Origin of the sequence: Thermopetrobacter sp. TC1 (assembly GCF_000746275.1) — a bacterium.
In the GTDB taxonomy this organism is placed as follows: Bacteria; Pseudomonadota; Alphaproteobacteria; order Rhizobiales; family Aestuariivirgaceae; genus Thermopetrobacter.
The window spans coordinates 42,397-55,619 of sequence record NZ_JQKX01000013.1 but is presented as its reverse complement, the minus strand read 5'-3'; the positions used below and the strand labels follow the sequence as shown (position 1 = coordinate 55,619).

Below are 13,223 nucleotides of genomic sequence, written 5' to 3'. Positions count from 1 at the left end.
TTTCAAACCAAGGCGCACTCTACACGCATGCGACGAACGATGCAAACGCCGCCGGCCGGCCTTGCCGCTTTTTAAGATTGTCACGCACCCGGACAAAATGCTGATGCAATGAAATCATAAGAAGGCTCGCGCAGCGTGCCCCGCGCGATTCACCCCGGATTGTTCCGATAACCATGGCACCACTGTGGCATCAATGATGCCGCCGCCAAGAATGCGCTTTCCCGCTCCTGGGCCTTCGTAGAAGACACAGGCCTGTCCCGGCGAGACGCCATGATCGGGCTCGGCCAGACGCACGCGCACCCGCCCCTGCTCATCCCGCCAGACACAGGCAGGCCGCGCCGGGCGCGTTGAGCGGATCTTCACATGAAGCGAAAGCGGCGCATCCGCGCTCGGCAGCGGCACATCCCCCAGCCAGTTGACATCCCGCAGGACCATCTCCGACACCGCCAGCGCCTCCTTTGGCCCCACGATCACCGTGTGCCGCGCCGCATCGATGCCCACGACATAAAGCGGCTCGCCCAGCGCCACGCCCAGGCCCCGCCGCTGTCCTATGGTGAACAGGGCAATCCCCTGATGCGTGCCGAGCACACGCCCGTTCACGTGCACGATTGGCCCGGGCACCAGAGCGTCGGGCCGCAGCCTTTCCAGAAGCTTGCGATAACCCCCTGAGGGCACGAAACAGATGTCCTGACTGGCCGGCTTTTCCGCCGCCCGCATCAGGCCCAGCGCGGCCGCGATGCGCCGCACCTCCGCCTTGGTGAAAGAGGCCAGAGGAAAACGCAGGGTATCGATCTGCGCCTGTGTCGTTGCGAAAAGAAAATAGCTCTGATCCCGGCTCATGTCCCGCGGCGTGAACAGCCCGCGCCGCCCGCCCGCATCATTGATCCTTCGCGATTCCACGTAATGCCCTGTCACCAGGGCAGAAGCACCCAGCGCCTCGGCCCGCGCCAGCAGCGCATCGAACTTCAGATGCTTGTTGCATTCCACACAAGGGATAGGCGTCTCCCCGGCGAGATAGGATTCGGCAAAGGCCTCAATCACCTTCTCGCGAAACACCTCTTCCAGATCCAGAACGTAATGCGGAATGCCCAGCTTATCGGCAGCAAGGCGCGCATCCACAATATCCCGCCCGGCACAGCAGGAGCGGCGGCAGGCCTCTTCGCCTGCGTCTTCATACAGGCGCATGGTCATGCCGATCACGTCATAGCCCGCGGCCTTCAAAAGCCCGGCGGTGACGGTGGAATCCACACCACCCGACATCGCCACCACCACCCGGTGCGCCCTGGCCGTCCCGTCCAGGTCCATGGCGGCGTGAACCCGCGCCAGAATGTCCTCATCAAGGGGCATGGTCGTGAATGGCTCCTTCACTGTGCCGGATCAATCGCCTAACCACCCGGGAGAAGCACCGCACATCTGCCATCAGGCAGCAAGGCCTCCCGGTTTCCCATACTAACGACATAACGTCGCCATCTTACTCGTCCCCCCGGCGAAAGCCCAGTCGTGTCCAATTAAATTGCTTTGTGTGTTGCAAATGATTTTCGCGACGAGGAAGGTGATTAATCACATGCTACACAGATGCCTTTATCTAGGCATTTTCCCCCTTTTCAAAACTTGGGGGAGTGTTATTTTTACATTGAATATCAACCACTTACGTCATGCCCGGGCTTGTCCCGGGCATCCAGGGGCGATTTAAGAATGCAGTAATGGCAGTCAAGAGCGGTTCTTCCAGGCTCTATCCTCAGAGAGGGAACCCCTTTCAAAAAAGCATACGGCTCAGATCAAGCCTGCTGGTGAGCACCACCGCCCACCAAAAACACCTCATTCCTGGCCCTGGATTGCCGGAACAAGTCCGGCAATGACGTTTTTATATGATTTATCAATGAGTTAAACAAACACTCCCTATTTCGTGGAAAGTCTTTTTTCTACGGTCGATGAGACGACAACCTCATGCTTCTTGAACTTCCTTGGACACGCTTGGGCGGAAACCTTAGGTCTCGGGCCGCAAACTTATGCGTTTGTGGCCTTAGATACCGGCTGATCTACGGTATGACGATGCACGCGTCGTGTAGGGTGCCGGTTTCCCATAGGCGAGACGCTTGATTAGGAATTTGTTTGCATTGACTTAGACCTTTTTTAAATCCGCAGGGCTAGCTTGCAAGACAGGAGTCAGTAAGTGGCGTAACCTTCAAGAAGGCGTATTGGCGTAATGACTGGTCAGTTGCGTTCCCGAGTGAAATTCGTCATCGGCCCGGACGGCAGCCCTCTCACCATTGCCGATCTGCCACCGCCCGGCACCAAGCGTTGGGTTGTGCGCCGCAAGGCGGAAGTGGTGGCGGCGGTGCGTGGCGGCCTGCTGTCTCTCGAAGAGGCCTGCAAGCGCTATGCCTTGACGGTTGAGGAATACCTCAGCTGGCAGCGCTCCATTGATAAATATGGCCTCAAGGGCCTGCGCACAACAAAGCTGAAGGAATATCGCTCCTGACCCTCACCGAGGAACAGGAGCCCCTTCACTTAAAGACACGCCCCGGTGCTTCCTGCCGGGGCGTGTTTTTATCCCTGCCCGCCAGCCATCAGTCCGACCATATGGGGGCAAGAGAGAGCTTTGACAATCTGCCCTGGAACACGAAGGCCCGGATCCCTTCTCGGACCCGGGCCCCGGCATCTGCCAGCAAGGAATTTGCAGAGAAAGAAGTATGGAGCTTTAAGAGGGCTCAGACGCGGCTTCCCACCTGCGCACGGCCGCCGCGCCCCGCAATCACCGGCGCCTCGCCCGCCTTCTCGCTGAGCATCTCCACACGCTCAAGCTCGCGCTCGGCCTCTTCCGCCCGCTCCACGGCCACCTTCAGCTGCTCCTTCAGATCGTCAATGGAGCGCACCAGGTTGTCGCGCCGCCGGCGCATGTCCAGCGCCGCAGGCGGATACTGCACATGCTTGGGATCGGTGATGCCGCAGCGCTCCTCCTCGTAGCGGATGCACTCGTCCAGTTCGTCTTTCTTGCGCGAGAACTCGCTGATCATCAGCTCGATCTCGGCAACCTGCCGCCGCGCTTCCTCCACACGGAACCGATGCAGCCTCAGTCTCGCCTGCCAGTCCTTGGGACGCATGCTGCCCTCTTTTGTTTACGCAATACCACTCTCACTCACCCGGCAAGACGATGCCCATGCCCCCGAACGCAGCATCGCCGCCTTGTCCTGCTGAACTTTCTCAAGACCCGGCAGAAGACGTCGGCGCTTTGCCAGGACGCCCGAATCATCTAGCATTCGCTGGCGCGGGCGGACGCCTCCTTGCCTGTTCCCATGGTGCCAGCATGCGTTTAAGGTGTGGTAAACGGCGGGCGAATCTGCGCGCAAAAACGCGTTTTTTCATGATTTGTAAGGGGCTTGGCCTTTTGGCCGTGGATCAATCGAAATACGCAAGGCAATCGCCCCGTCATGTGAGTGCATCGCGTTAAGGGGTGTGGTTTCCGTCCAGTTTCGGGTCAGCAGTGGCGTTTAGGTTTTGATTAACCAATCCCGTTTATCTTAACGGGCGGTTAGCCCCTGAATGACGGAATTCCCGTCGTCAGGCCGGGGGCGAGACGGGATTTGAAACGTTTGGGTAGAAGGCAGACTGTGCTCCGGCTGACGCCCAGGGCGATCCGGCTGGAGGGAAGGGGAATTCAGATGCGTGTTCTGCTTATCGAAGACGATCCGGCGACGGCCCAGAGCATAGAGCTGATGCTCAAATCAGAGGGCTTTAACGTTTATACCACGGACCTTGGCGAAGAGGGCGTGGATCTGGGCAAGCTCTATGACTATGACATCATCCTCCTGGACCTGAACCTGCCTGACATGAGCGGCTATGACGTTCTGAAGACGCTGCGTGTCAGCAAGGTGGACACGCCCGTGCTCATTCTTTCCGGCATGGGCGACATCGAACACAAGGTTCAGGGCCTGGGCTATGGGGCGGATGATTACATGACCAAGCCCTTCCACAAGGATGAGCTCATTGCCCGCATCCAGGCCATCGTCCGCCGCTCCAAGGGGCATGCCCAGTCCATCATCAGGACCGGTGAGATCGAGGTGAACCTCGATACCAAGACCGTGGAGGTCAACGGCCAGCGCGTGCACCTGACCGGCAAGGAATACCAGATGCTGGAGCTGCTCTCCCTGCGCAAGGGCACGACGCTGACCAAGGAGATGTTCCTCAACCATCTCTATGGCGGCATGGACGAGCCGGAGCTGAAGATCATCGACGTTTTCATCTGCAAGCTGCGCAAGAAGCTCAAGCAGGCCACCGGCGGCAAGGACTATATCGAGACCGTCTGGGGCCGCGGCTATGTGCTGCGCGATGATCCCACCAATGTGCCGCCCAGCAACGATAACGCCGACAGCGGCAAAAAGAAGAAGAGCAAGAAAAAGGCCAGCGCCTGATCAGCAGAAATTCCTTGAACGGCAAACGGGCCGGATAGAATCCGGCCCGTTTCGTTTTGGCAGATTCGGCTCATGTATCCTGCCATCAAAGGCAAAAAGGCTACCCTTTTCACACTACACGACACTTATTTCGTCATACCGTAGATCAGCCGGTATCTCGGGCCACAATCGCATGCGCTTGCAGCACGAGACCTAAGGCTGATCTACGGGGTGACGAGAAAGGCGGCAACGTTGTGTCATGTAGTGTGCGCCCTTTTCTCAAGCGGCCGTAGATGCATTCATTCTCATGTATCAGCAAACGCGATTTTCGCCCGCATAAAACGGATCAGGCATAGGTGAACACCTTGTCCGCCGTCAGGCATTGGTCCACCATCGCCGCACCGCCCACGATCTGCACGCCATCCAGCAGATCCTCCTGCTTCAGCGAGCGCGACTGCAAGCAGGGCGCACAGCCGTAGAGATGCCCTTCCGCCTCCAGAAACAGCGAGATCAGCTCGCCCAGCGAGGGAAAGGGCTCATGCTGCAACGAATCGGCATTGCCATCCTTCTTCAGCAGCTCCACCGCCGGCCCCTGCAGATACATGTGCACCTCATGCCCCGCCGCTAAAGAGGCCGTTGCAAGAGCCCAGGGCAGAGAGGCCCGCTCCACGTCATCGGCGCCATGGGTGGAAATGAAAACAAGCTTCGCCATGATCGTTCCTCCTCGCCATCGTGCTGCTGCTCAAGCCGGGTTTTGCGCGATTGAATACATGCTTCGCCTTTGCTGACAAGGAAAAGATCACACAAAAAGGGCGGGAGAAGGTTTCTCCCGCCCGGCTTTGCGGTCTTAGCGGTCAACCCATCACAAGATGGCTCAGAAGCTGTAACGCAAGCCCACGAGGAACTGGTGTTCGGTCACGTTGGGGCCGTCCACCATAATGTCACGGAAGCGATAGCCCGTATCCAGCTCGAGATTGGGAGTGAGCGTCCAGTTCAGGCCCGCCTTGAACGCCACGGCCAGGCCACCATCGTCATCTCCGGGGCTGCGCGTCGCCCAGCCGTATCCAAGACCGGCGCCAAGATAGGGCTTGAAGGGCAGCCCCTCAATCGGCAGATCGAAATAGAGATTGCCCATCACCGAGCTGGCGGAGAGATCGGTGCCGCCGCCGATGTCATATTTTCCGGCGTAATTGAACAGGACATCGGCACGCATATAGGGATTGAAGCGATAGCCAAGGCCGCCGTCGATGGTGAAGGCCTCATCATCCCGCAGCCCGTCCCAGCGCAGAAGCGAACCGCCCAGATCAAGCTGCACGTAAAGCCCCGTGGCCGCCGTCGGAGTCGTGCCGCTGTCATAATAATCGGCCGCCAGAGCCGGAGCCGTCGCAGCCGCCAACAGCCCCGCCCCCAGAAGGGCATTGCGGAATCGTTTCATGGATCCACCTCCTTGTCATTGCGGTATCCGCCTCATGACAAAGCCTAGCAGCGATGTTTGACGATTCCTTAAATCAATCGTGGCAATTGCATGGCAAGGACGCATGCAACCCGGAACAAAACGGAAAACCTGTGTCAATGTGCATCAGGCCATCAAGCGAACGACAACCCAAAAACCATTTTTCGTTCATTTCTGAAAATGTCTCCTGCAGGAGGTGATTCTGGCGGAAAACACGCATGAAAAAACGGCCGCATCCTATGAAAGAATGCGGCCCGCTGGGAATCCTTGCTCTGGGATAGCAAACAGCGATCACGCCTTGTTACGCACCGCCTGCACCCATTCCGTCATGGCATCATTGGCAACAGGCATGGGCGCTTCCATGAAGGTGAGCACGAATTTCTCGCCCAGGTCGGCAACGCCAATGGCCCGTGGCCGCACCGCCAACACCGCCGGCCCCGGCAGCTTGGTGCCGAAGCAGAAGATTGCCTCCTTGGCCTCGCGAATGGCATCGTCGATCTCACCACCGATCGACTTCGTATGGGCGAGATGATCGAAAGTGGCGATATAGGTCACCTTCGGATGTTCCTCCGCCTTCTGGCGCAGAAAGTCGATGATCTCGTCAACGGAGGTAAAGGTGGTCTCATCCTTGTTCACCTCCATGAGAAAGACCGGATAGGTCTCCTGCAGCATGATCTTCTTCATGGCCGTCGTATCCTTTTTGGCATCCGTGATGTGTTTTTGAAAACGGCTTTATCCACGCTTTTGCCGTTCCCCGGTTCACGCGCCCTTTCTGCACCGAAGCGCACCGTTCGCCTGTGATCAAGTTCCATTGCCCCCTTCCACATGACGAAAACGAGCAAGGAACGAGAAAGGCGGCATCCCTTTTCCGCCTTTCACCATCTTCTTCAAAGAAAGTTCAGGTGCGTGCTGCCTGAGAGGAGATCAACCCTTCTCCGCCACCTGGCAGGTAAAGCCCGCAAACTGGGTCTTCAGCAGGCGTTCGCCCGTTTTCACCAGATCCATCGACCGCCCCGAAAGGCTCCAGCGCAGCGCCAAGGACTGGATGATGGCGATGATGAGATAACCGGCATCATCCACGTCCAGATCAGGCCGCAGCTCGCCCCTTTCCTTGGCCTTGGAAAGCAGCTCCGTGAGATGCTCGTGAAACTTCTGCATGGTGCCGAAAAAGGCCTTGCGCAGCGCCTCGTTCTCCAGATGCATCTCGCGGGAAAACAGAATGGCGGGCAGTGCCGGCGTCTGTTCAATCAGCTGCAGGTGACGGCGCACCAGCTCCCGCAGGCGCTCAAGCGGCGGTCTTTCCTCGCCTTCCTTCGCCTCTTCCCAGATTTTGCGCATCCTCTCGGAAAGGACCAGCGCCACCGCCTCCCAGATATTCTCCTTCTTGGGAAAATGGCGGAAGATGCCGGGCTGGGAGAGGCCCACCTCACGGGCGATCATCTCGGTTGTTAAGCGATCCGGCCCCACCTCGTCGGCAAGGCGCAGCGTGGTCTCGATAATTTCCTGACGTCTTACTTCTGCCGTTTTGCGAACACGCATCGATCATTGCCCCCTGATCTGTGGATCCAGCCGGTAACCGGCATGGCATGTCGTGCAATTGTTGAGGATTTCACCCAGACGGGCAAAGGCTTTTTCTTTCGATAGCCCGTTGTCGATATCCCGCGCCAGTTGGGCAAAAGCACGATGGGTGTCAAGCCCAAGCGCCTTCACCTCTGCCGGGAGCTTGAGAACAAGAGAAGGCGGCAGATCCTTCAGATCCACGCGCCCCACCTTGCGCGCGGCCTCCGCCGCCGTTTTCATGTCGCCCGCGCTCATGCTTTCGGTCATGGTCTGAACCGCCTCGAGAAAGCCGCGCATCTCGCCAAGCACAAGATTGCGCTCCTTAGGCGCCAGCAGGATGGACACACGCCCGTCATCGGCCGTCTGAACCTGTCCGCGAATCAGGAAAAAGAGCGCCGCCCCCGCTATCAGAAGGAAAATGATTGCAAACCCGAGACAGCACAAACCGGATATGGACGCGGTTTTCATGGACGGACGAGAAGCCGGAATGGATGCATGATAAAGAGGTTATGAATAACTCACTACTCCCGGTCGCTCACCCACGTCAAGCCTCAACATGATCGCACATACCACCTTTTTTCGGCAATGTAGCCGACCTTGCAAGGGCGGTGGGAAGTTAGATGCGAGAGCGAATGAAGCGCACGAAAGCCGAAACCCAGGGCGACTGCCGCGTATGACGCAGGTGGGCAAATCCGGCGATCAGGTTATTGACGATCAGGCCATCGTGCCGCCCATCGGTGCCGTGTCCGCGCAGAACCGCCCAGGCGTGGCGCGCACCTGCAGTATCCCTTGCGCCTTCATAAGCGGCGTGATGAAACTCGTGCGCCCGCAGGGTCTCTCCCGGCGAGATCGGAGACCAGGGCGCATCGCCCGTGGCCCGCAGGCGAATGAGGCCACGCCCCTGCGGCCGTTCATGCATGACCACCCGCCCGGGCAGCACACCGCACATCTCCGCCCGCGCCTCTTTCCAGACAATCTCGCGCGCCAGATACATCAGCCCGCCGCATTCGGCATAGGCCGGCAGCCCGGCATCAATGGCGCAACGGATGCTTTCGCGCATGCTGCGGTTGGCCGCCAGGGCATGCATGTGCGTTTCCGGAAAGCCGCCGCCCAGAAAAAGCCCGTCAATCTCCTCCGGCAGCCGTTTGTCATGCACGGGGCTGAACGGCACAAGCTCCGCCCCTTCTTGCGCAAAGGCCTCCAGATCATCCTGATAGTAGAAACAGAAGGCCTCATCCTGCGCAATGGCGATGCGCACGCGTTCTGCTGACCCAGGAGAAGACGCCGCACCGCCTTCGAGGTCACTCACGGTTTCGGCGTGTGCCCCGAGCGCCAGCGGGGCCGCTTCAGTGGCTATATCCTCAATCTGTGAAAGCGCAACATGCCCGGCAATCCGCTCACCAATGGCCGCCAGATGCTCTTCCAGCCGCGCCATGTCGCCCGGCGTGGTCAGGCCGAGATGCCGCTCTTGCACCACCATGGACGGATCGCGCGGCACCGCGCCCAGAACCGGCATGTCCGTATAATGCTCCACCGCCGCCCGCAGCTTGTCCTCATGCCGGGGCCCGCCGACGCGATTGAGGATCACGCCCGCAATCCGCACCGGCTCGGACATGCGCCGGGCAAAGGTTTCATAACCGATGAGCAGGGGCGCAATACCCCGTGTCATGCCCACGGTATCGATCACCAGCACCACCGGCGCCTCAAGCAACGCGGCCAGCGCCGCATTGGAATCCGCTCCCTTCAGATCAATGCCGTCGAACAGCCCCTTGTTGGCCTCGATCAGGCTGATATCGGCCTGCTGCGCCTTGCGGATGAAGAGCGCGAGAATTTCGTCATGCTCCTGGGTGTTGAAGTCCAGGTTGTAGCAGGGCCGGCCCGATGCCAGCCGGTGCCAGAGTGGATCGATATAATCCGGCCCCTTCTTGAAGCTCTGCACCCGCCGCCCCCGGGCGCGCAAGGCGGCGGCAAGGCCCAGCGACACCGTGGTTTTTCCCGATGACTTGTGTGCGGCGGCGATGAACAGACGTGGAAGCTGCATGCTCATGTCTCTCCGGCAGCGCCAATACAGGCCAGGGGCCAGGACAGCCCATTGAACAGCACTCTCCCGCAAAGCCCGCTTTTTACCGCCCGCGCCATGCAGCGCGCGCACAGACCGCATTCCGGGAGATACTGCAACGAAAGGACGGGCAGGCCCTGGCAGTTTCACTCAAGCATCAAGGCGCCCGTTCGATCAAGGCCGGCATGCCCCTGCTTCCGTTACCCCACAGAACGGTGCGATGCGGTGGATGGTTCATGATGCAAGCTGGTCTTACCAGTCCAGCGCTTTATCGGCCATGGCCTCAAGCCGGTCTCTCACCTTGGCGATGGCCTTCTCGATCAGGGCGCGGTGCTCAGCCGGCAGATCAAGCGCCAAAGCGGCCTCATGCCCCTTGGGCGACATCTTCAGAAGCGTCTTGGCCACGATATCGACCAGCTTGTCCTCGTCATAGTGGGCATACTTGTCGATGAACGGCTGCAGATAGTGCTCGATGAACACAACGTCCACGACGTTTTCCAGCGCCTGGCTGAGCCGGTCCTTCTTCAATTGCTCCTTCTTCACCAGCTTCTGCACTTCGGCGATATCCTCTTGCGCATAGCCATGCCGGCGCATGATATCCCCCAGAACCCTGGCATGATGCTCCCGACAGGCCTTGCGCCACTGATTGTAGCCCTTCCGTCCTTCCGGAAAGTCCGAACGCGGAATGTCGAACCGGCGCACATGCTGGCCATAGGCCGCAATCTTCAGCACATCCGGCGCATCCGGATACATCTTCTCCAGGCGCTTAAGCATCCGCCGCGAATAGACGACCTCAAAGGGCAGCTCTTCGCCATTCAGCACATCGCGGCGCGGATCCTCGGCATTGGCGGCATCAATATCCGCAAGCACGGCAGCCAGTCTGTCGGTGGTCATGACACTCCCCTGAAACCCTTGCAAACGAGACCGTGCCCCTGAAAATAGGACGCATCCACCCCCGCAACAATTCGCCTTCCACAACGCGAAAGCCACAAGCCCTTTAAGCGCGCGGTCCTGAAAGCACCATCAACATCGTTCATTCAAATTCGAGAGGCTTCCCCTCACATGAATTTCCTTTTTCACAAATGGAACAAGCCATTGCGAAGCCAAAAAAAAAAAAAAAAAAAACAAGGGCCCGCCTGGTTTGAGCGGGCCCGTGTGTGTTCATCGGGTTATCCTGTTCAGCCTAGCTGACCGAAAGCGATTTCGGTCAGATGGCATGCAGCGGATGCGCCCTGGTCAGGCGGCCTTTTTCAGCTCCACCACTTCGCCCTTGCTCGCCAGATGCGGATCCACATCCGCATCCGCCAGCGAATTGGGCAGCAGCCGCAGCACCTTGGTGGCGAAAACCGTGATCGCCAGCGCCAGCGCCACCCCGCCAATGCCCAGCATGATCTCCGGGAAGCTGGGGCTGTAGGGATTGATCACGCCCTCATGGAAGGAGCTGGAGACCTCCTTGCCCGGGAACAGCACCAGCGGATAGGCCTGGCCGCCGATGATGATGAAGTAGACGAGGGAGAAGCCCCCCACGATCACCGCCAGCGAGGCGATCACCACCGGCTTCATGCTGGTGCGCGCGCTTCTGGAGAACACGAGGAACAGCGGCAGCACCGTACCGATCAGCACGAACCCCACCCAGAACAGGAAGGTATAGACATTGCCGCCGAAGAGCAGGAAGCGCTCCACGCCCCAATGCTCGGCCGCATAGAGGTTGGTCAGGTGGGCGATAGCGACGAAATAGGCCGCCGCCGCCACGAAAACGCCGAGCAGCCGGCCCATGCGATTGACAAGCCCCGTGCCCAGCGGCCGCTCCACCGCCTTGTAGATGCTGATCATCACCAGCAGGAAGATGGCCATGCCGAAGGAGAACGACAGGGCGATGAACATCGGCGCATAGACCGCCAGGTCATAGGCCTGCCGCGCCACCAGCCAGCCGAAGATGGAGCCGGTACCCGTGGTCAGGATCAGGCGCCACAGGAAGGCCAGCGTGCCGGCCGCCTTCTTGTAGCGCTGCACATACCACATGCGCGACATCTGCGTGTAGAGATAGATCAGCACCACGGCGAAGAAGCCGTTGTAGAGATAGATGTTCCACGCAAAGATGGATTTGAAGTTGTAGTGCGTCATGGCGATGATCAGGCGGTCCGGCCGGCCCAGATCAAGCACGAGAATGGTCAGACCACCGGCGAGCACCGCCACCGCCAGCACAGAGGACAGACGCCCCAGCGGCTTGTAGGCCGTCTTGTTGAACACGGAGCCGATGGAGGCCACGTTGAGGATGCCCGAGGCGGCGATGATCAGGAACACGGCAAACACATGCGGCATGCCCCAGACGATCTCGTTGGTCATGCCCGTGACCACATGGCCGTGATGCTCCATGTAATAGGCCGCAAGCAGCCCCATCGCGATCAGGGCGCCGAGAATGCCCAGCGTCACGTAATAGCCAACGCGCCCTTCCAGCTCGGAATAGTGAACGTGTTTCATCACTCCTTCACTCCCCTCATGCCATCAGGGCAGGCGCGCATAACGCACGCCGGGATCGGTGCCCAGATCCGCCCGAATCTGCTGGGTCGGGAACTTCGCCACGTATTGGGCGATCTCCGAGGTGGGATCATTGAGATCGCCAAAGATCATCGCGCCCTTGTCACAGGCTTCCACACAGGCCGGGATGCGCCCCACATCGACACGATGCGCACACATGTCACAGCTGGTCACGCAGCCCTTGCCCATGGGCGCATGGAAGCGCTTGCGCTCTTCCGGAATATCCTCGTGCACGAAGGAGCGCGCCTTGTAGGGGCAGGCCATCATGCAATAGCGGCAGCCGATGCAGATGTGCATGTTCACCCGCACGATGCCGTCGGCCCGCTTCATGGAGGCGCCGGTGGGACACACATCCACGCAGGGCGGATTGGCACAGTGCTGACACATCACCGGCAGCGACATGGCAAAGCCGGTCTTGGGATCCTTCACGTCAACCTTGCGGATCCACTGCACATCCGTGCGCGAGCCCGGCTTCGCCTCCCAGCCGTTCTCCTTCTTGCACGCCTCAACGCACACCTCGCAGCCCGAGGTGCACTTGGTCGTATCGATCACGATCCCCCAGCGCTTCTTCGGATCCAGGGGCTCACCGGGCTTCTTGGCCTGCGCCTCCGTGCCCTCCATGGTGTAAAGCACCACCCCCGGAGCCAGGGTCAGGGTGCTGGCCGCGCCGATCTTGCGCAGGAAGGCACGACGCGCCGCATCCACCTCCGAGGTCGGTGCATCAGGCTTGCGGTCACGATCGCTCATTTCGCCCCTCCCTCGAGATATGTCTTCAGCCCCTCGACTTCGGCGCGGAGAATCTTCTTGGACATCATGCCGTTTTCCGCCGCCTTGAAGGGGTTCTTCTCCGGCACCGACTTGTGGCACGTCCAGCAGTCCACCTGCACCGCCGCATAGTCATGACACACGCGGCAGAAATGCTTGGGGGATGCGACAGTGACGGGCTTGCCGTCATCCCCTTTCACGGCATGGCAGGTCAGACACTGCTCGAGCGAAGGCTTGCCGCCCCGGATCCCCTGATACATGGTCTGATCCCGCCGATGCTTGAGGATGTTCATGTGCTCCCGCTTCATTTGCTCGCCGGGAAGCACGCAGGAGCCCTTCGTCTTGTCGATGGGCACCTTCGGCACGATGTCGCCGGCCTGTGCCGACGTCACCACGAAGGTGACGCCGAGGCACAGGGCCATGATCGCCATCAGTCTGGAAATTGCACGTCCCATGG

The 13,223-nt window shown here is 59.7% G+C and carries 14 protein-coding genes; 2 read left to right on the top strand and 12 right to left on the bottom strand.

What is annotated here, in order from left to right:
- Window positions 1-114 precede the first annotated feature (114 nt).
- Window positions 115-1,347, bottom strand: coding sequence for a tRNA 2-thiouridine(34) synthase MnmA (mnmA, locus tag EK16_RS01310; RefSeq protein WP_231573557.1), 1,233 nt, complete (start codon window positions 1,345-1,347; stop codon window positions 115-117).
- Window positions 1,348-2,206: 859 nt separating this feature from the next.
- On the opposite strand from mnmA, the gene EK16_RS01305 reads away from it, so the two are divergent.
- Entirely contained in the window at window positions 2,207-2,482 is a 276-nt protein-coding gene (locus EK16_RS01305) for a CtrA inhibitor SciP (protein WP_038033864.1), read from the top strand.
- 229 nt (window positions 2,483-2,711) lie between these two features.
- Here the strand turns inward: EK16_RS01305 and EK16_RS01300 are convergent, their stop codons facing one another.
- On the bottom strand, window positions 2,712-3,104 hold the full coding sequence (locus EK16_RS01300; protein WP_197059567.1) for a flagellar export protein FliJ: 393 nt from the start codon (window positions 3,102-3,104) through the stop codon (window positions 2,712-2,714).
- Between the two features lie 558 nt (window positions 3,105-3,662).
- Between EK16_RS01300 and ctrA the strand changes: the two genes are divergently transcribed.
- Window positions 3,663-4,412 (top strand): response regulator transcription factor CtrA, encoded by a 750-nt coding sequence (gene ctrA / locus EK16_RS01295; protein WP_051928744.1) that lies wholly within the window; start codon window positions 3,663-3,665, stop codon window positions 4,410-4,412.
- 325 nt (window positions 4,413-4,737) lie between these two features.
- Here the strand turns inward: ctrA and EK16_RS01290 are convergent, their stop codons facing one another.
- The 10 genes from EK16_RS01290 to EK16_RS01245 all read right to left on the bottom strand — a co-directional run bounded on the left by EK16_RS01290 (window position 4,738) and on the right by EK16_RS01245 (window position 13,221).
- Entirely contained in the window at window positions 4,738-5,103 is a 366-nt protein-coding gene (locus EK16_RS01290) for a DsrE family protein (RefSeq protein WP_038033862.1), read from the bottom strand.
- A 162-nt stretch (window positions 5,104-5,265) separates the two neighbouring features.
- Window positions 5,266-5,826: an outer membrane protein gene (locus EK16_RS01285; protein ID WP_038033859.1), complete on the bottom strand. Its 561-nt coding sequence runs from the start codon at window positions 5,824-5,826 to the stop codon at window positions 5,266-5,268.
- 309 nt (window positions 5,827-6,135) lie between these two features.
- Window positions 6,136-6,528 (bottom strand): DUF6858 family protein, encoded by a 393-nt coding sequence (locus tag EK16_RS01280; RefSeq protein WP_038033857.1) that lies wholly within the window; start codon window positions 6,526-6,528, stop codon window positions 6,136-6,138.
- 240 nt (window positions 6,529-6,768) lie between these two features.
- On the bottom strand, window positions 6,769-7,383 hold the full coding sequence (locus EK16_RS01275; RefSeq protein ID WP_038033855.1) for a TetR/AcrR family transcriptional regulator: 615 nt from the start codon (window positions 7,381-7,383) through the stop codon (window positions 6,769-6,771).
- A 3-nt stretch (window positions 7,384-7,386) separates the two neighbouring features.
- Window positions 7,387-7,872, bottom strand: coding sequence for a hypothetical protein (locus tag EK16_RS01270; protein ID WP_051928743.1), 486 nt, complete (start codon window positions 7,870-7,872; stop codon window positions 7,387-7,389).
- Between the two features lie 148 nt (window positions 7,873-8,020).
- Window positions 8,021-9,445: a cobyrinate a,c-diamide synthase gene (locus EK16_RS01265; RefSeq protein WP_038033854.1), complete on the bottom strand. Its 1,425-nt coding sequence runs from the start codon at window positions 9,443-9,445 to the stop codon at window positions 8,021-8,023.
- Between the two features lie 270 nt (window positions 9,446-9,715).
- Window positions 9,716-10,357: a DUF4202 domain-containing protein gene (locus EK16_RS01260; protein WP_038033852.1), complete on the bottom strand. Its 642-nt coding sequence runs from the start codon at window positions 10,355-10,357 to the stop codon at window positions 9,716-9,718.
- 342 nt (window positions 10,358-10,699) lie between these two features.
- Window positions 10,700-11,944: an NrfD/PsrC family molybdoenzyme membrane anchor subunit gene (nrfD, locus tag EK16_RS01255; protein ID WP_038033850.1), complete on the bottom strand. Its 1,245-nt coding sequence runs from the start codon at window positions 11,942-11,944 to the stop codon at window positions 10,700-10,702.
- 24 nt (window positions 11,945-11,968) lie between these two features.
- Window positions 11,969-12,748: a sulfate reduction electron transfer complex DsrMKJOP subunit DsrO gene (dsrO, locus tag EK16_RS01250; RefSeq protein ID WP_081910132.1), complete on the bottom strand. Its 780-nt coding sequence runs from the start codon at window positions 12,746-12,748 to the stop codon at window positions 11,969-11,971.
- Complete coding sequence (locus tag EK16_RS01245; RefSeq protein WP_156098418.1) at window positions 12,745-13,221, bottom strand: sulfur reduction protein DsrJ; 477 nt, start codon at window positions 13,219-13,221, stop codon at window positions 12,745-12,747. The genes dsrO and EK16_RS01245 overlap by 4 nt, the downstream gene beginning before the upstream one ends.
- Window positions 13,222-13,223: the final 2 nt, after the last annotated feature.

Excerpts from the sequence above, each read along its gene's own strand:
- mnmA (WP_231573557.1), bottom strand. The coding sequence starts at position 1,347 with ATGCCCCTTGATGAGGACATTCTGGCGCGGGTTCACGCCGCCATGGAC.
- EK16_RS01305 (WP_038033864.1), top strand. The coding sequence starts at position 2,207 with ATGACTGGTCAGTTGCGTTCCCGAGTGAAATTCGTCATCGGCCCGGAC.
- EK16_RS01300 (WP_197059567.1), bottom strand. The coding sequence starts at position 3,104 with ATGCGTCCCAAGGACTGGCAGGCGAGACTGAGGCTGCATCGGTTCCGT.
- ctrA (WP_051928744.1), top strand. The coding sequence starts at position 3,663 with ATGCGTGTTCTGCTTATCGAAGACGATCCGGCGACGGCCCAGAGCATA.
- EK16_RS01290 (WP_038033862.1), bottom strand. The coding sequence starts at position 5,103 with ATGGCGAAGCTTGTTTTCATTTCCACCCATGGCGCCGATGACGTGGAG.
- EK16_RS01285 (WP_038033859.1), bottom strand. The coding sequence starts at position 5,826 with ATGAAACGATTCCGCAATGCCCTTCTGGGGGCGGGGCTGTTGGCGGCT.
- EK16_RS01280 (WP_038033857.1), bottom strand. The coding sequence starts at position 6,528 with ATGAAGAAGATCATGCTGCAGGAGACCTATCCGGTCTTTCTCATGGAG.
- EK16_RS01275 (WP_038033855.1), bottom strand. The coding sequence starts at position 7,383 with ATGCGTGTTCGCAAAACGGCAGAAGTAAGACGTCAGGAAATTATCGAG.
- EK16_RS01270 (WP_051928743.1), bottom strand. The coding sequence starts at position 7,872 with ATGAAAACCGCGTCCATATCCGGTTTGTGCTGTCTCGGGTTTGCAATC.
- EK16_RS01265 (WP_038033854.1), bottom strand. The coding sequence starts at position 9,445 with ATGCAGCTTCCACGTCTGTTCATCGCCGCCGCACACAAGTCATCGGGA.
- EK16_RS01260 (WP_038033852.1), bottom strand. The coding sequence starts at position 10,357 with ATGACCACCGACAGACTGGCTGCCGTGCTTGCGGATATTGATGCCGCC.
- nrfD (WP_038033850.1), bottom strand. The coding sequence starts at position 11,944 with ATGAAACACGTTCACTATTCCGAGCTGGAAGGGCGCGTTGGCTATTAC.
- dsrO (WP_081910132.1), bottom strand. The coding sequence starts at position 12,748 with ATGAGCGATCGTGACCGCAAGCCTGATGCACCGACCTCGGAGGTGGAT.
- EK16_RS01245 (WP_156098418.1), bottom strand. The coding sequence starts at position 13,221 with ATGGGACGTGCAATTTCCAGACTGATGGCGATCATGGCCCTGTGCCTC.